Genomic DNA, 15,865 nt, shown 5'->3' with positions numbered 1-15,865 from the left:
GCACTCCCACCCGTCCGGGCGGCGCACGGCGCCGTCCGTGGGTGCCGCACACCCTCCTGGAGGTCACCATGAGCACCGCAGCACCGCCCCCGGGCGGCACGACGGCGACGTCGCCCGCCCCGCCCACCGACCGCACGGCCGGGCGCGCCCCGGTCGTCGAGATCCGGAACCTGCGCAAGACGTACCCGGGACCGCAGGGTTCCGGCACGCGCACCGTCGCGGTCGAGGGCGTGAGCCTCACCGTCCGGCAGGGCGAGATCTTCGGCATCCTCGGGCCCAACGGGGCCGGCAAGACGACGACCGTCGAGTGCCTCGCCGGGCTGCGCCAGGCCGACGGCGGCACGGTGCGCGTGCTCGGCGTCGACCCGCAGGCCGACCCCGCCGCGGTGCGCGACGTCGTCGGCGTCCAGCTCCAGGAGGCCGCGCTCAACGAGAAGATCACGGTCGAGGAGGCGATGCGGCTCTTCGCGTCGTTCTACGCGTCGCCCGGCGACGTGGAGGAGCTCCTCGACCTGCTCGACCTCGCCGCGCACCGGCGCGTCGCGTTCGCCAAGCTCTCGGGCGGGCAGAAGCAGCGCCTGTCGATCGCGCTCGCGCTCGTGGGGAACCCGCGCGTCGCGATCCTCGACGAGCTGACCACCGGGCTGGACCCGGCGGCCCGCCGCGCGACGTGGGAGCTCGTCGAGCGCGTGCGCGACCGCGGCGTGACGATCCTGCTCGTCACGCACTTCATGGACGAGGCGGAGCGCCTGTGCGACCGGCTCGTCATCATCGACCGCGGCCGGGTCGTCGCGCAGGGCACGCCCGCCGAGCTCGTCGACTCCGTCGACACGTCGCGCACCGTGCGCCTGCGCGTGCCGCCCGCGGACCACGACCTCGCGCTGCACACGATCGCGGGGCTCGCGGACGTCGAGCGCGTCGAGGCGTCGCCGACCGGCGGGCGCGAGATCGAGGTCACGGGCTCCCGGCGGGTGCTGCCCGCCGTCGTGCTCGCGCTCGCCGAGCACGAGGTCGTGCCCGACGACGTCCGGACCGTCTCCCGCACGCTCGAGGACGTCTTCGTGGCCGTGACCGGCCGCACGTACGACCCGGACGCGACCGACGCCTCGGACGCGACCGACGCCCGACCGACCCGAGGGGAGTCCCGATGACCGCCACGACCCTGACCCCGTCCGCCGTGCCCGTCCGCCGCAGCAGCGGCTGGCGCGGGTTCGGCGTCCTGCTTGCCACTGAGGCGCGGCTCTGGCTGCGCGACCCGGGGACGGTGTTCTTCGCGCTCGTGTTCCCGACCGTCCTGCTCGTCGGGGTCGGGTTCGCCATCCCGGGCATGCGCGTGCCGATCGAGGACGCGCCCCCGCCGTGGGGCGGGCTCACGCCCGTCGCTCTCTACGCGCCCGTGGTGCTCGCCGCGGCGATCGCGACCCCGGCCCTGACGACCATGCCGGTCTACTTCGCCACGTTCCGCGAGAAGGGCCTGCTGCGGCGGCTGTCGACGACGCCCATGCGCCCGCAGGGGATCGTCGTCGCGCACCTCGTCATCAACCTCGTGGCCGTCGTGGTCGCGTCGGCCGTCGCGCTCGTCGTCGGGCAGCTCGTGTTCGGCCTGCCGGCACCGCAGAACGCGGCGACGGTCGTGCTGGCGTTCGTCCTCGGCGTCGCGTCGATGTACGCGCTCGGCACCCTCGTCGCGGCGCGCGCGCCCAAGGCGAGCACCGCGTCCGCGATCGGGACGCTGATCTACTTCCCGCTCCTGTTCCTCTCCGGGCTGTGGACGCCGGGGCCGATGATGCCGGAGGCCGTCGCGCAGGTCGGCAGGTTCACCCCGCTGGGTGCCGCGTCGCAGGCGATGACGGCGGGGTGGTTCGAGGAGGGCTTCCCCACGGTGCAGGTGGTCGTCATGGTCGTGTGGACGGCCGTGCTCCTGCCGCTCGGCATCCGGCTCTTCCGCTGGAGCTGAGGCGGGGCCCGACCACGGTGCCGGGCACCCGGCACCGCCCGGCCCGCCGCCCGGGCCACCGCCCGGTCCCCGCGGGCGTGGCCTCCGGGGCGCCCCTAGCCTGACCGGCATGAAGCCCTTCCTGCTCCTGGCGTCCCGGGCGGAGGACCCGGCCGCGGACGGCGAGCACGCGGCGGTCCTGCGTCACTCCGGCCTCGCGCCCCACGAGCTGCACCGCGTACGGATGGAGGCGGGCCCGCTGCCGGCGATCGACCTCGACGCGTACTCGGGGGTGATCGTCGGCGGCAGCCCGTTCGACTCGTCGCGGCCCGAGGCGGAGAAGTCGGCGACGCAGCGCCGCGTCGAGCGCGAGCTCGCACCGCTCCTGGACGAGATCGTCGAGCGCGACGTCCCGTTCCTCGGGGCGTGCTACGGCGTCGGGACGCTCGGGCTGCACGAGGGCGCGGTGCTGGACGACACGTACGCCGAGCCCATCTCGCCCGTGACGATCCGGCTCACCCCGGAAGGCCGGGCGGACCCGCTGCTCGCGGGCCTGCCCGACGCGTTCGAGGCGTACGTGGGCCACAAGGAGGCGGTGCGGGAGCTGCCGCCGCACGCGGTGCTGCTCGCGACGTCGGACGCGTGCCCGGTGCAGATGTTCCGCGTCAAGGAGAACCTCTACGCGACGCAGTTCCACCCGGAGCTCGACCTGGAGGGCATCCTCACGCGCATCGGCGTCTACCGGGACTACGGGTACTTCCCGCCCGACGCCGCGGGCGACGTCGAGGCGACCGTCCGGCGCGGCGACGTCCGGGAGCCGCACCGCATCCTCGCGACGTTCGTCCGCCGCTACGCGCGCGACTGAGATCCCCGGAGGCCGAGCAGGTGGTTGTGGTCCGTCCGGCGGCGAGGACGGACCACAACCGCCTGCTCGGCGGGGGCCGGGTCAGCGGGTGGCCGGGGCAGGGTGGGGGGTGTCGGCGGGTGTCGGGTCGGCCGCTGCCTCCGCCGCCACGGCGCGGCGGTGCGCCCGCACCGACCAGACGACGGCGGCGGCCCAGACGACCGCGACGAGCGCCAGCACGACGCCCTGGACCGCGCCGATCGCGTCGACCCAGTCGGAGCGCAGCAGCGTGCGGACGTTGGTGAGCACGATGACGCCGCCCACGGCCGAGCCGAGGATCCGGGGCGGGAGCATCCGGACGAGCCAGGCCGCGATCGGCGCGGCGACGAGCCCGCCGAGGAGGAGCGCCACGACCCACGTCAGGTCGATCCCCTGCGAGCCGAGCGACAGGAGGAACCCGAGCGACGCGGCGACCGCGACGAGGAACTCGCTCGTGTCGATGGACCCGATGACCTTGCGGGGCTCGATCCGGCCCGACGCGAGCAGGGCGGGCGTGCCCACCGGGCCCCAGCCGCCGCCGCCCGTGGCGTCGACGAAGCCCGCCACGAGACCGAGCGGCGCGAGGAACCGCTTGCGCAGCGGCAGGCCCAGACGACCCGTCGGCAGCCCGGCGAATGTGAAGCGCGAGAGCACGTAGACGCCGAGCGCGAGGAGCAGCAGCGACATGACGGGGGCGGCGACCTCGGTCGACAGGTTCGCGAGGAACGTCGCGCCCGCGAACGCCCCGAGCGCGCCCGGCACGCCGATGCGCAGCACGACCTTCCAGTCGACGTTGCCGAACCGCCAGTGCGCCGCGCCGGACGCGAGCGTCGTCCCGATCTCCGCGAGGTGGATCGTCGCCGACGCCGCCGCGGGGTTCGTCCCGATCGCGAGGAGGAGCGTCGTGGACGTCACGCCGTACGCCATGCCGAGGCTGCCGTCGACGAGCTGGGCACCGAGGCCCACGAGGGCCAGCAGGACGAGGGTCCGCACCGGGGCCTCCTTGCTCGGGTGCCGGGAGGGTCCCGACGTGTCCTGACAAGGTTGACCGGGCGGGTCCACTATGTGAAGCGCCGCCCGCATCGTGGGCCAGTGTTAACGGGAGTTGGGCTCCGCGGGCGCGCAGCCACGCCCGGAGGGCGCGCCCTTGACTGCCGTGGAGCAGGTCGCGCCTGCGCTACTCTGCACAGGCAGACCAGAAGGGTGAGGGCGTTGTCCACAGATCTTGAAATGGAAGAGGTGCGCCAGGCGCTCCACCGTGCACAGTTGGGTGACGCTGAAGTCGACTCCCAGGCGTTAGGCGACGAGCGCATCTTTGTCATCTCGGTTAACCGCTCGGATCGCGAGCGAGCGGTCGCCCTTGCTGGTCAAATCGAGGACGCATTTATCCTAAACGGGAAGAGCGTTCTTGTTACGGTGCGCACGCGGCGGGATGCCGCCCCAGCCCCGGAGGGTCCGCTTACCGGAATCCAGGACCCGCGAGTTTCGAGGCTCATCCAACTGTTGACTTCGCGTTCGCGAACGTCGGAAGCGCAGCCGAGCCTATCATACATTCCGAATAACACTGCTAATCTCGCGGCAGTTACAGGGACCAGACATCACTTAGTTTTCGGGCGCCGCGGGGCGGGTAAGACCGCGCTGCTTCTCGAGGCCAAGCGCCTGGTTGAGAGCGAAGGCCACGTTACCGTTTGGGTGAACGTTCAGCCTCTTCGTGACCAAGGAATTGAGAGAGCGTTTCTCCTGGTTCAGGAAAAAGTCATCGACACCCTGATCTCGGAGGCGCGTGCACGCGGTCGATCTGACGCAAAGCTAGCGAAGAACCTGGAGCGACTTCACGCCTCGATTGATGTTGCTCTAGACGGGGAAGCGGATCCTGTTGCCGTTCGAAGGATGGTTCCATCGCTACAACAGGCGATCCAGTACGCCACTTTCGGCCTTGGCCTAAGGCTCTACGTATTTCTCGACGACTTTTATTTCATCCCACGCGCCGAGCAGGCAGACGTGCTGGATCTATTGCACGGAGCAACACGGGATTCAGATGTCTGGTTGAAGGTTGCTTCGGTTCGGCACCTGACGCGGTGGTTCCGCCCCAGTCCGCCGACCGGGCTGCAGACCGGGCAAGATGCTGACTTGGTCGATCTTGATCTGAGTTTGCAGGATCCCGGCGGCACTATTCGTTTTATGCGCGACATGTTCACACGGTATTGTGCAGCCGTGGGGATTGACAACTTGAACTCGCTTTTTAATCGGGAGTCTTTCGAGCGTCTGGTTTTCGCTTCTGGCGGTGTTCCCCGCGACTTCTTGACCCTCGCCGCATCGGCGACAACCAAGGCTCGTGCGCGGTCAGGTTCGCGCGCTGTGGGCATTATCGAAGTAAACCAAGCGGCGGGAGACGCCGCGCAGAGCAAACTCGGCGAACTTGAAGACGACCTGGCATCCAATGCTGGTTTCGCTCCGCAGGCCTACCGGGCGCTCAATGAGGTACGGGACTTTTGCCTCGACGACCGTGGTTTCACGTACTTCCGCGTCGATTTCCGCGACCGTGACAGAAATCCAGATCTCTACGCCGTCCTTACGCGGCTGCTTGAGGTTCGACTGCTTCACTTGATTGATGGCAGTGTCTCCGACAAGGAGAGGGCTGGCGAGAGGAGTGAATGCTATACGTTGGATCTGAGTCAGTATTCTGGATCGAGACTCAAGCAAAAGCTCCGTGTGCTAGACCTAAATGGCGGCCGACTGGTGTCAAAACAGACGCGTGTGAAAGGGCCGGTTTACGAAGGAAACACTGCGCGCGAAGTGCTTGGAATACTCCGATCGGCTCCCCAGTTTCCTCTCAGTCGGTTCGATGGCTTGTTGGCTTTCGAGCCTATCGTTGAGTCCATTCGTCTTCTTCTGGGGGCGCGCAGTTCCGCGACAATCGACGAGCTCGTGCTAGAGTCCGGCGCATCTTCATCGGAAGTGGAATCAAGATTGTCGGAACTGGTGCAGCAGCGGCGAGTTGGCATGAGAGAGGTTGACGGAGTTCATGCCTACCATTGGTTAGGTTAACGCATGCTCTTCGGTTCGGCTGCCGCAGCGGCTATTCTCGTGACGTTTTTTGAACTCTACGAGAGGTCTCAGGCCCATGCGTTCAGCCGTTCAAGGTGGCGAGGTCTAACTTCTGCCGTGATGGTCGCACTCCTCGACGGTCTTGTCGCCGCACTGGTCGCTACGGGTTTCGTATTGCCGGCTGCAATGGCGATTCCATCCGGTGCGAAAGGCCTGATCTACGGCGTTCTGTGTGGCGTATTGGGCCCGCTCGCCTTGCGCAGCCCTGTCCGGAAGGTGGAGAAGGGGGATGCGGTTGAATCCGTGGGGATTACCTACGTGTACGATCGCGCGCGTGGGCGACTGCTGTATTCTTACGATGAGCGGATGGCGTGGTCTATCCGACGAGAGGTTGCCGCTTTGCGGCAGTCGCTAGTATCGCGAGGGGTCACCCCACACCAGTTCGCCAGTGAGATAATCGAACACTCGGCGCATCATGCGGGCCTTACTGAGGAATTGAGAGCGGAGATTCGAACGGGCGTCGAACGGTCGCTGCGCCTTCGAACGGACGAACTAAGACTTGACTCGCTCCTCAAACTGGCGCGAGAGAGGCGCTTCGTGTCGTTGTTGCGATCGTAGGAATGTGAAACTCTCCGCTTTACGTAAGAATCAGGGGTTCTCCCACGCGTCGGCGCGGGCCGCGAGCGCGTGCACGTCGTCGGGCAGGTCGCGGCGCACGACGTCGTCGATCGTCACGCGGTCCAGCACGTCGCGGACGCTCGCGCGCAGCGCGATCCACACCTCGAGCAGGCCTGCGGCGGACCCGTCGTACTCCAGGTTCGGGGGGCGCTCGTCGCGGACCGTGACGAGCGGGCCGTCGACCGCCCGGAAGACGTCGGCCAGCGTCACCTCGGACGCCGGGCGCGCGAGGCGGTGGCCGCCGGAGCGCCCGCGGACGCTCGCGACGATCCCGGCCCGGCGCAGGTCGCCGAGGATCCGTTCGAGGAAGCTCACCGGGAGGCCCTGACCCGTCGCGAGGTCCTCCGCCCGCACCGGGTCGCCGTGCGGCGACGCCGCGAGCTCGGCGCACGCCCGCACCGCATAGTCCGCCTTCGCCGAGACACGCATGAGGACATTGTGCCGTGCGCGGGTCTCACCCCGGGGTGCCGCTGCCCCTCGCGACCCCTTCCCCCCTACGCTGTGACGCGTGGACGTGCACGAGCGCAACAACGTGCGGGTCATGGGGGCGCAGGACGGCCCGACGATGGTCTTCGCGCACGGTTTCGGCTGCGACCAGTCGATGTGGCGCTTCGTCGCGCCCGCGTTCGCGACGGACCACCGGGTCGTGCTGTTCGACCACTCGGGGTGCGGGGCGTCGCACCCCACCGCGCACGACGCCGTCCGGCACGCCGACCTCGCGGGCTACGCCGCGGACGTGGTGGAGATCGTCGAGGCCGTCGGGCCGGGGGAGGGGCGCGGGCCCGTGGTGCTCGTGGGCCACTCGGTGAGCGCCGTGATCGCGCTGCTCGCGGCGGCCGACCGCCCGGACCTGTTCGACCGGCTGGTGCTCGTGGGCCCGAGCCCGCGGTACGTCGACGACGACGGCTACCGCGGCGGGTTCACCGCCGAGGAGATCGACGAGCTCCTGGAGACGATGGACGCGAACTACCTCGGCTGGACGCAGGTCATGGCACCCGTGATCGCCGGGAACCCGGACCGCCCGGCGCTCGGCGACGAGCTCGCCGCGGTGTTCCGGCGCAACGACCCGGCGGTCGCCCGGCAGTTCGCACGCGCGACGTTCCTCGGCGACAACCGGGCGGACCTGGCGCGCGTGCGCACCCGGAGCCTCGTGGTGCAGAGCCGGGAGGACGTCATCGCGCCGCCCGAGGTCGGGCGCTACGTGCACGAGCACCTGCCCGGCAGCGACCTCGTCGTCATCGACTCGGTGGGGCACTGCCCGAACCTCTCGCACCCGGACCTCCTCGTGCGCGCGATGCGCGACTGGCTGGGCGCCGCCTGATGGCGATGTCCCGGGCCGAGCGCTGGGCGCTCGCCCCCGTCGCGCTGCTCCTCCTCGACACCGAGGCGCGCGTCCTCGACGCCAACGACGAGTTCCTGCGGACGATCGAGGTCCCGGACGTCGAGGCGGTCGCGGGCCGCCGTCTGGCGGACCTGCTCACGGTGGGCGGGCGCATCTTCTGGGAGACGCACGTCGCCCCGCGCCTGCACATCGAGGGCCGCGTGGACGAGGTCGCGGTCGAGCTCCGCACGCCGCGGGGTCGTGAGCCCGTGCTGCTCACGGCGATCGAGCGCGAGGCACGCGGCGAGCGGCTGATCGAGGTCGCGATGCTCGGCGCGCGCGAGCGGTCGCGCTTCGAGCACGAGCTCGTCGAGGCGCGCCGCGCGGCGGAGGAGGCGGAGCGCCGGGTGCGGCTGCTGCACGGCGTCGCCGCCGACCTCGCGAGCGTCGCCGGTCTCGACGGCGTCGCGTGGGTCCTGCTCCGCGCGGCCGTCACGATGCTGGGCGCGGGCGACGCCGCGCTGTGGACGGCGCAGGAGCGCGGCCCGCTGCGGCGGTGGGGCGGCGCCGTCGGCGTCCTGGCGCCGACGATCGACGAGCTCACGGAGGCGACGGTGCGGGACGACGGGACGGTCGTCGTGCCGCTGCGCACCGCGGGCGCGCTGCTCGGCGTGCTCGCGCTCGAACCACGCCGCGCCGCGGGCTCCGACCCCGTCGACCTGGGCACCGCCGCCGCCGCGGGCCAGCTCGCGGCGCTCGCGCTCTCGCGCGCGCGGGTCCACGAGCAGAGCGTCTCGGTCGCGAGCGAGCTCCAGGGCGCGATGCTCTCGGACGGGATCGTCACCGACCCGCAGGTCGACGTCTCGGCGTGCTACCGCCCGGGCGTCCACGACCTCCAGGTCGGCGGCGACTGGTACGACACCTTCCGGGTCGCGCCCGACGTCGTCGCGCTCAGCGTGGGGGACGTCGTCGGCCGCGGTCTCAAGGCGGCGACGTCGATGGGGCAGCTGCGCACCGCCGTCCGGGCCGCGTCCGACACGGGGCTGCCGCCCGAGGAGGTGGTCGAGCGCGTCGACCGCTTCGTCGACCGGACGGGCACGGGCTTCATGGCGAGCCTCGTGTACGGGGAGCTCGACCTGCGGGCCGGGGTGCTGCGCTACACGTGCGCGGGCCACCTGCCGCCCCTGCTCGTGCGGGCCGGCGGCTCCGCGGCGTACCTGTGGGAGGCCCGGTCGACGCCGCTGGGCGTGCGGGGCACGACGCCGCGCGTCGCGAAGGCCGTGCGGCTCGCCCCGGGCGACCTCCTGCTGCTCTTCACGGACGGCGTGGTCGAGCGCCGCGACCGGCCGCTCGCGCTCGCGCTCGACGAGCTCGCGGACGTCGTCACGCGCGCCCTCGACGTCGGCCTGCGCGACGACCGGTTGCTGGAGGCCGTCGTCTCGCGCGCGCCGGAGGACGACGACGCGTGCCTGCTCGCGGTGCGCTGGCTCGGCCCTGCCGGGGGCGGACGGGCGGTGCCCGACGCGCTGGCCGCCGCGTCAGCGGACGAAGAACGGGCCGGCTGAGGGGTCGGCGAGCCGCGCGAGGGCGTGGCCAAGGCGCTCGGTCGACGAGCGCGCGACGTCGTCGGGCAGGGCGTCCGGGGCGAACCACGCGACGGCGAGGGACTCGTCGTCCGCGACGTGCGCCGCCGCGGCGGCCGCCGGCGACGCCGGGCGGCACAGGAACGCCAGGTCGAGGTACTGCGACCGGTCGCCGTTGGGGTACTCCATCGGCTCCGTGACCGTCACCGCGACGAGCGCGTCCACCACGACCTCGACGCCCGTCTCCTCGAGCACCTCGCGCGCGAGCCCGACCGCCGGGTCCTCGCCCGGCTCGAGGATCCCGCTGATCACGGCCCACTGGCCGGAGTCGGCGCGCTGCCCGAGCAGCACCCGGCCGGCGTCGTCCACGACGACACCCGACACCCCCGGCATCCACAGCAGGTCGGTCCCGACGTGGGACCGGAGGGCGGCGACGAACTCGGGGATCGGCATGCCCCGAGCGTAGGCGCTGCCCGACCGGCCCGTGAGACGGGCCGTCCGCCCCTCGGAGGCGCTGTGCTACCGTCGGCTCGTGACTTCTCAGTGGTATTGGCGCTCTACGCAGGCTCCCGGTGGGGCCGTGCGGGCGTCAGCCTGACCACAGATCACCACCCGGAGCCAGCACAGGGCCTTGGACGCGGACCGCGTCCGGGCCCTTCGTCGTGAGACGGGCCGCTCCGGGACCACGGGCGGCAGCAGGCCGGTGGAGCGCCGCTGGGCATCCCGACTCACGGCGTTCCCAGACCCCGCCGCACAGACCAGGAGCCCCCCGTGACCAGCACCACCACCTCGCCCGAGACCGCGACGACCGACGGCGCGACGAGTACCGTCGACCCCGTGGACAGCCCCGAGCTCCAGGCGCGCACGAGCGACCTGCGGGTCCGCGCGCTCGACGCCCTCCCCGCGCCGCGCGCCATGCTCGCCGACCTGCCCCTCGGTGCGACGCGCAGCGACCTCGTGACGACGTCGCGCCGCGAGGTCCGTGACGTCCTCGCGGGCGACGACGACCGCCTCCTCGTCATCGTCGGCCCGTGCTCGGTGCACGACCCCGAGGCCGCGCTCGAGTACGCGGGGCGCCTGGCCGCCGTCGCGCACGAGCTCGCGGACGACCTCATGGTCGTCATGCGCGTCTACTTCGAGAAGCCGCGCACGACCGTGGGCTGGAAGGGCCTCATCAACGACCCGCACCTCGACGGGTCGCACGACGTGCACCACGGCCTGCGCCTCGCGCGCGAGGTGCTGCTCGGCGTGCTCGACGCCGGCGTCCCGGCCGCGTGCGAGTTCCTCGAGCCGACGAGCCCGCAGTACATCGCGGACGCGGTGTCGTGGGGCGCGATCGGCGCGCGCAACGCCGAGTCGCAGGTGCACCGCCAGCTCGCCTCGGGCCTGTCCATGCCCGTCGGGTTCAAGAACGCGACCGACGGCGACGTGCAGATCGCGGTCGACGGCTGCATCACCGCGGCGAGCGAGCACACGTTCTTCGGCATGGACTCGCTCGGCCGGGCCGCCGCCGTGGAGACCGCGGGCAACCCCGACTGCCACGTCATCCTGCGCGGCGGGCGCTCGGGCCCCAACTACGGGGCCGACGACGTCGCGGCGGCGCTCGCGGTCGCGCGCACCTCGGGCCGCGGCGGGGTCACGGAGCACGGGCTCGTGGTCGACGCGTCGCACGGCAACTCCGGCAAGAGCCACGTGCGCCAGGCGGAGGTCGTGCGCGAGGTCTCCGCGCGGCTGGCCGAGGGCGAGCAGGGCATCACGGGCCTCATGATGGAGAGCTTCCTCGTGGCGGGCGCGCAGAAGCCCGCGCCGAGCGGCCTCGTCTACGGGCAGTCCGTCACGGACGCGTGCATCGACTGGGACACGACGGCCGACCTCCTGCGCGAGCTCGCGGGCGCGGTCCGCGCCCGACGCGCGCTCTGAGCGGTGCCCGCGGGGCGGGGACCCATCCGTCCGCGCGTCGGCGCCGAACCCAGGGTGTCCCGGACGGACCGGGACGGCGCTGGCGACGGGAGGTCGGGTGCCGAGAGCCGTGGTCGACGCGCCGCAGCGCGTGCGGGAGGCGCCCGTGCTGCACACTGACCGGGTGCCACCTCCCGTGACGACGAACCCGGCCGTCGACGCCGCCCTCGCGGCGTGCGCCGGCGGCGACCCCGCCGCGTTCGCGCCCGTCTACGACGCGCTCGCGCCGGTCGCGTACGGCACGTGCCTGGGGGTCCTGCGGGACCCGGACCACGCGGCGGAGGTCGTGCAGGAGGTGATGGTGGAGGTGTGGCAGACGGCGGCGCGCTACGACGCGACCCGCGGCTCGGCGCGGACCTGGGTCGCCACGCTCGCCCGGCGGCGCGCGGTGGACCGCGTGCGGGCCGAGCAGGCGCGCCGCGACCGCGACCAGCGCGACGTGGACGCCTCGACGGCCGCGGCACCGCGGGACGTGGTGGTGGAGGACGTCGAGCGACGTCTCGAGGGCGCGGCCGTGCGGCGGTGCCTGGACTCGCTCACGGCGACGCAGCGGGAGGCGGTCGTGCAGGCGTACTACGGCGGGCTCACCTACCGGGAGGTCGCGGAGCGGCTCGACGCCGCGCTGCCGACCGTGAAGTCCCGCATCCGGGACGGGCTCCTGCGGCTCCGCGACTGCCTGGGGGTGCGTCGTGGCTGACCCGACCACGCCCCGCGGTGATGGCGCGGACGACCGTCCGGACGTCCGCGACCTGCTCCCCGCCTACGCGCTCGACGCGGTGGACGACGTCGAGCGGCGCGCCGTCGAGCGCCTGCTCGCGGCCGACCCCGACGCGCGGCGCGAGCTCGACGAGTACCGCGACGTCGTGGCGGCGTTCGCCGTCGAGAGCGCACCGCCGCCCGCGCTGCGCGACGCCGTCCTGGCCCGCGTGGCCGCGTCCGCGGACGCGGCCCTGTCCGCCGGGGAGAGCACGGGGGGCGTCGTCGTCGACCTCGCGGCCGCGCGTCGCGCCCGCCGCCGACGCTGGACCGGGCTCGCGGCGGCCGTGGCCGCGGTGGTCGCGGTGGCCGTCCCGACCACGGTCGCGGTCCGCGCGACGCAGGAGCAGTCCCGCCTGGAGGCGCGGGCGGACGCGATCGAGCGCATGCTCGCCGACCCCGACGCGACGATCCTGCACGGCGACGTGGCGGGCGGCGGGCAGGCGTCCGTCCTCGCGGCGGGCGACGACATGTACTTCCGCGCGTCCGACCTGCCGGACGCGGGCGACGACCGTGACTACCAGCTCTGGGTGGTCGAGCCCGACGGCGCCGTCGTCTCGGCGGGCGTCCTCGACGTCCAGGACGGCAGCACGTCGCGGCTCGTCCAGGACGAGCCGGGCGTCGGCATGGCCGTGACGGTCGAGCCGGCGGGCGGCTCGGAGCAGCCCACGACGGACCCGGTGGTCGCGCTCGTCGGCTGAGCGCAGCGGCCCGGAGGGGTCGGGACGCGCGCGGGAGAAACTCGTGCCGATCCCGACCCATCCACCCGGGGCGGCGCTCCGAACCCTCGGCATGACGCCCCGCACCGGCGGGGCGACGACCCGAGGAGAGACCGATGAACGTTCGCACCCGCACGTCGTACGCCGTCGCCGGCATCGCCACGCTCGCCGTGCTCGGCCTGTCCGCGTGCAGCTCGGACACGGACACGGGGTCCGACTCGACGACGACCGACTCGCAGTCCGACACCATGACGGACGACTCGACGTCCGACGACATGACCGACGACTCGACCGAGGGCTCGGACGACATGGCGGCCGACCCCGCCGCGAACCTCGTGGGCCCCGGCTGTGCCGCCTACGCGGAGCAGGTGCCCGACGGCGCCGGGTCGATCACCGGGATGTCGACGGACCCCGTCGCCGTGGCGGCGTCGAACAACCCGCTGCTCACGACGCTCACCGCGGCCGTCTCGGGTGAGCTCAACCCGGACGTCAACCTCGTCGACACGCTCAACGGCGGCGAGTTCACCGTGTTCGCCCCCGTCGACGACGCGTTCGCCAAGATCGACGCCGCGACGCTCGAGTCGCTGAAGACGGACTCCGACACGCTGACGAAGATCCTCACGTACCACGTGGTGCCCGGCCAGCTCACGCCCGACCAGGTCGCCGGCGAGCACGAGACCGTCGAGGGCGGCACGGTCGAGGTCACCGGATCGGGCGACGAGCTCATGGTCAACGACGCGGCCGTCGTGTGCGGTGGCGTGATGACGCAGAACGCGACCGTGTACCTCGTGGACACGGTGCTCATGCCGACGATGTGATCCTCCCTGCGCGTCCAGAAGCGGGCGCGCGGTGGACCCGCGCGAGCGGGTCCCGACGGCCCCGACCGGACGGTCGGGGCCGTCGTCGTGCGCCCGGCGACGTCCCCTCGGCGCGCGGCGGACCCATCCGCGAGGGCCGCCGGTCCGAACCCCGGGCATGGAGACGCTCATCGTCATCGGCCTGCTCGGCGGACTCATCACGGGGATCTCGCCGTGCATCCTGCCCATGCTGCCCGTCATCTTCTTCGCGGGCGGCGTGCAGGGCGCGCGCACGGGGGCGACGCCGTCGGGCACCGCGGAGACCGGGACGGGCGGCGTCTCCCCGGGGCTGTTCGCGGGCGTCCCGGACGCGGTCCGCGTCGGCGGTCGCCCGGCCGCGGGGCTGCGTGGCCGGGGTGGCCCGGTCGGCGCGCCGGAGGCCGCCGGGTCGCGGGAGGTCGCGGCGCGTCCGACGCGTGGCGGGGCGCTCGCCCTCGACCTGTCGACGGGGGACGCGGAGCCCGCCGCCCCGGCCGGCGGCGGGCCCGGGCCCCGCGCGACGCGGCGGACCGCGCGCCGCTCGTGGCGCCCCTACCTCGTCATCGCGGGCCTGGTCCTCAGCTTCAGCGTCTTCACGCTCCTCGGCTCCCTCCTGCTGACCGCGCTCGGGCTCCCGCAGGACCTGCTGCGCTGGGCGGGCATCGTCCTCCTCGTCGCGATCGGCGTGGGGATGATCGTTCCGCGCGTCGAGGAGGTCCTGGAGCGGCCGTTCCGGCGGGTCGCGGCGCTCGGGGCACGACGCGGCGCCGCCCGCCAGGACCGCGGGGCGTTCGTGCTCGGCCTCGGCCTCGGCGTGCTGTACGTGCCGTGCGCCGGGCCGGTCCTCGCAGCGATCACCGTGGCCGGGGCGACGGGGAACATCGGCCCGGGCACCGTCGCCCTCACGGTGTCGTTCGCGGTCGGTGCGGCGATCCCGCTCCTGGTCTTCGCGCTCGCGGGGCGCCGCGTCGCGGAGCGGGTCCGCGGGTTCCAGCGGCACACGCGCGGCATCCGCGTCACGGGCGGCGTCGTGATGATCGCGCTCGCGGGCGCGCTCGCGCTGAACCTCCCCGCCGCGCTCCAGCGCGCCCTGCCCGACTACACGGGCGCGCTCCAGCAGCGGGTCGACGAGAACGACGCCGTGCGCGAGGCGCTCGACCTCGGCGGGCTCGTCACCGACGAGAACCGCGAGCTGTCGAACTGCTCGAACGGCGCGCCCGTGCTGGAGGACTGCGGCACGGCCCCGGAGCTGCGCGGCATCGACACGTGGCTCAACACCCCGGGCGGCGAGGCGCTGACGCTCGAGGGGCTGCGCGGCAAGGTCGTGCTGGTCGACTTCTGGACCTACTCCTGCATCAACTGCCAGCGCGCGATCCCGCACGTCAACGCCTGGTACGACCGGTACCGCGACGTCGGCGCGGGGTTCGAGGTCGTCGGGGTGCACACGCCCGAGTTCGCGTTCGAGCGCGAGACGCGCAACGTCGTCGCGGGCGCGCAGGACCTCGGCGTCACCTACCCCGTGGCCCAGGACAACGCGTACGCGACCTGGACGGCCTACCGGAACCGCTACTGGCCCGCGCAGTACCTCGTCGACGCCGACGGGACCGTGCGCCACATCCGCTTCGGGGAGGGCGGGTACGAGGACACCGAGCGCCTGGTGCGCGAGCTCCTCGAGGACGCGAACCCGGGCGTCGAGCTGCCCGAGCCCACCGCCGTCGGCGACACCACCCCGCAGGACGAGACGACGCCCGAGACGTACTTCTCCATCAAGCGCGTCGTCAACTACGCGGGCGAGCCGCGTTATGCCGCGGGGCAGCAGGACTTCACGCTCGCCGACGACCAGCGGCAGGACACGTTCTCGCTCGGCGGCACGTGGGACGTCGACTTCCAGGGCGCGACCGCCGTGTCCGACGACGCGCGCGTGCGTCTCGCGTACCGCTCGACCGACGTGTTCACGGTGCTCGGCGGCGAGGGCACCGTCACGGCGCGCGTCACGACGGACGGGCGGACCACGACCCGCGAGATCGACGTGTCCGGCAGCCCGACGCTCTACCCCGTCCTGGAGGGCGACGGCCCGACGGAGGGTCTCGTGGAGCTCGACGTCCCACCCGGCGTCCAGGTGTTCACCGCGACGTTCGGGTGACGC

The 15,865-nt window shown here is 72.7% G+C and carries 15 protein-coding genes; 12 read left to right on the top strand and 3 right to left on the bottom strand.

Annotation, left to right across the window (positions count from 1 at the left end; all coding sequences use genetic code 11):
• The first annotated feature begins 68 nt into the window (after positions 1 to 68).
• The 3 genes from GWJ10_RS16950 to GWJ10_RS16940 all read left to right on the top strand — a co-directional run bounded on the left by GWJ10_RS16950 (position 69) and on the right by GWJ10_RS16940 (position 2,801).
• Positions 69 to 1,151, top strand: a complete 1,083-nt coding sequence (locus tag GWJ10_RS16950; RefSeq protein WP_163188660.1) for an ABC transporter ATP-binding protein — start codon at positions 69 to 71, stop codon at positions 1,149 to 1,151.
• Entirely contained in the window at positions 1,148 to 1,957 is an 810-nt protein-coding gene (locus GWJ10_RS16945; protein WP_043654394.1) for an ABC transporter permease, read from the top strand. The genes GWJ10_RS16950 and GWJ10_RS16945 overlap by 4 nt, the downstream gene beginning before the upstream one ends.
• Positions 1,958 to 2,066: 109 nt before the next feature.
• Complete coding sequence (locus GWJ10_RS16940; protein WP_163188659.1) at positions 2,067 to 2,801, top strand: glutamine amidotransferase; 735 nt, start codon at positions 2,067 to 2,069, stop codon at positions 2,799 to 2,801.
• Positions 2,802 to 2,882: 81 nt separating this feature from the next.
• Here GWJ10_RS16940 and GWJ10_RS16935 read toward each other — a convergent pair whose 3' ends face one another.
• Positions 2,883 to 3,812, bottom strand: a complete 930-nt coding sequence (locus GWJ10_RS16935; protein WP_163188658.1) for a sulfite exporter TauE/SafE family protein — start codon at positions 3,810 to 3,812, stop codon at positions 2,883 to 2,885.
• Between the two features lie 219 nt (positions 3,813 to 4,031).
• Between GWJ10_RS16935 and GWJ10_RS16930 the strand changes: the two genes are divergently transcribed.
• On the top strand, positions 4,032 to 5,867 hold the full coding sequence (locus GWJ10_RS16930) for a hypothetical protein (RefSeq protein ID WP_163188657.1): 1,836 nt from the start codon (positions 4,032 to 4,034) through the stop codon (positions 5,865 to 5,867).
• 3 nt (positions 5,868 to 5,870) lie between these two features.
• Positions 5,871 to 6,485 (top strand): hypothetical protein, encoded by a 615-nt coding sequence (locus GWJ10_RS16925; RefSeq protein ID WP_163188656.1) that lies wholly within the window; start codon positions 5,871 to 5,873, stop codon positions 6,483 to 6,485.
• Positions 6,486 to 6,515: 30 nt separating this feature from the next.
• Here GWJ10_RS16925 and GWJ10_RS16920 read toward each other — a convergent pair whose 3' ends face one another.
• Positions 6,516 to 6,974 carry an Rrf2 family transcriptional regulator gene (locus GWJ10_RS16920; protein WP_163188655.1) on the bottom strand — a complete coding sequence of 153 codons (459 nt, stop codon included), beginning with the start codon at positions 6,972 to 6,974 and terminating at the stop codon, positions 6,516 to 6,518.
• 79 nt (positions 6,975 to 7,053) lie between these two features.
• Between GWJ10_RS16920 and GWJ10_RS16915 the strand changes: the two genes are divergently transcribed.
• The gene (locus GWJ10_RS16915) at positions 7,054 to 7,866 is read left to right on the top strand and encodes an alpha/beta hydrolase (RefSeq protein WP_076404508.1); all 813 of its coding nucleotides are present in this window, start codon (positions 7,054 to 7,056) and stop codon (positions 7,864 to 7,866) included.
• The gene (locus GWJ10_RS16910) at positions 7,866 to 9,431 is read left to right on the top strand and encodes a PP2C family protein-serine/threonine phosphatase (RefSeq protein ID WP_163188654.1); all 1,566 of its coding nucleotides are present in this window, start codon (positions 7,866 to 7,868) and stop codon (positions 9,429 to 9,431) included. The genes GWJ10_RS16915 and GWJ10_RS16910 overlap by 1 nt, the downstream gene beginning before the upstream one ends.
• On the opposite strand, the gene GWJ10_RS16905 is transcribed toward GWJ10_RS16910, so the two are convergent.
• A complete protein-coding gene (locus GWJ10_RS16905; RefSeq protein WP_076404510.1) occupies positions 9,405 to 9,902 on the bottom strand; it encodes an NUDIX domain-containing protein in 498 nt (165 codons plus the stop codon). The genes GWJ10_RS16910 and GWJ10_RS16905 overlap by 27 nt on opposite strands.
• 384 nt (positions 9,903 to 10,286) lie before the next feature.
• Here GWJ10_RS16905 and GWJ10_RS16900 point away from each other — a divergent pair, with 384 nt between their 5' ends.
• The 5 genes from GWJ10_RS16900 to GWJ10_RS16880 all read left to right on the top strand — a co-directional run bounded on the left by GWJ10_RS16900 (position 10,287) and on the right by GWJ10_RS16880 (position 15,862).
• A complete protein-coding gene (locus tag GWJ10_RS16900; RefSeq protein WP_074804177.1) occupies positions 10,287 to 11,369 on the top strand; it encodes a 3-deoxy-7-phosphoheptulonate synthase in 1,083 nt (360 codons plus the stop codon).
• A 163-nt stretch (positions 11,370 to 11,532) separates the two neighbouring features.
• On the top strand, positions 11,533 to 12,105 hold the full coding sequence (sigK, locus tag GWJ10_RS16895; protein WP_085951324.1) for an ECF RNA polymerase sigma factor SigK: 573 nt from the start codon (positions 11,533 to 11,535) through the stop codon (positions 12,103 to 12,105).
• A complete protein-coding gene (locus GWJ10_RS16890) occupies positions 12,098 to 12,865 on the top strand; it encodes an anti-sigma factor (protein ID WP_163188653.1) in 768 nt (255 codons plus the stop codon). The genes sigK and GWJ10_RS16890 overlap by 8 nt, the downstream gene beginning before the upstream one ends.
• 134 nt (positions 12,866 to 12,999) lie before the next feature.
• The gene (locus GWJ10_RS16885) at positions 13,000 to 13,701 is read left to right on the top strand and encodes a fasciclin domain-containing protein (RefSeq protein ID WP_076404512.1); all 702 of its coding nucleotides are present in this window, start codon (positions 13,000 to 13,002) and stop codon (positions 13,699 to 13,701) included.
• A gap of 157 nt (positions 13,702 to 13,858) precedes the next feature.
• The gene (locus tag GWJ10_RS16880; RefSeq protein WP_163188652.1) at positions 13,859 to 15,862 is read left to right on the top strand and encodes a cytochrome c biogenesis protein DipZ; all 2,004 of its coding nucleotides are present in this window, start codon (positions 13,859 to 13,861) and stop codon (positions 15,860 to 15,862) included.
• The last annotated feature ends 3 nt before the right edge of the window (positions 15,863 to 15,865 follow it).

The organism is Cellulosimicrobium sp. SL-1, from assembly GCF_011033075.1.
Taxonomy (GTDB): domain Bacteria; phylum Actinomycetota; class Actinomycetes; order Actinomycetales; family Cellulomonadaceae; genus Cellulosimicrobium; species Cellulosimicrobium funkei.
This window is presented reverse-complemented; position numbering and strand designations above follow the sequence as displayed.

Bases quoted from the DNA above. Each gene is read 5' to 3' on its own strand.
- GWJ10_RS16950 (WP_163188660.1), top strand. From the start codon at position 69: ATGAGCACCGCAGCACCGCCCCCGGGCGGCACGACGGCGACGTCGCCC.
- GWJ10_RS16945 (WP_043654394.1), top strand. From the start codon at position 1,148: ATGACCGCCACGACCCTGACCCCGTCCGCCGTGCCCGTCCGCCGCAGC.
- GWJ10_RS16940 (WP_163188659.1), top strand. From the start codon at position 2,067: ATGAAGCCCTTCCTGCTCCTGGCGTCCCGGGCGGAGGACCCGGCCGCG.
- GWJ10_RS16925 (WP_163188656.1), top strand. From the start codon at position 5,871: ATGCTCTTCGGTTCGGCTGCCGCAGCGGCTATTCTCGTGACGTTTTTT.
- GWJ10_RS16920 (WP_163188655.1), bottom strand. From the start codon at position 6,974: ATGCGTGTCTCGGCGAAGGCGGACTATGCGGTGCGGGCGTGCGCCGAG.
- GWJ10_RS16910 (WP_163188654.1), top strand. From the start codon at position 7,866: ATGGCGATGTCCCGGGCCGAGCGCTGGGCGCTCGCCCCCGTCGCGCTG.
- GWJ10_RS16905 (WP_076404510.1), bottom strand. From the start codon at position 9,902: ATGCCGATCCCCGAGTTCGTCGCCGCCCTCCGGTCCCACGTCGGGACC.
- GWJ10_RS16885 (WP_076404512.1), top strand. From the start codon at position 13,000: ATGAACGTTCGCACCCGCACGTCGTACGCCGTCGCCGGCATCGCCACG.
- GWJ10_RS16880 (WP_163188652.1), top strand. From the start codon at position 13,859: ATGGAGACGCTCATCGTCATCGGCCTGCTCGGCGGACTCATCACGGGG.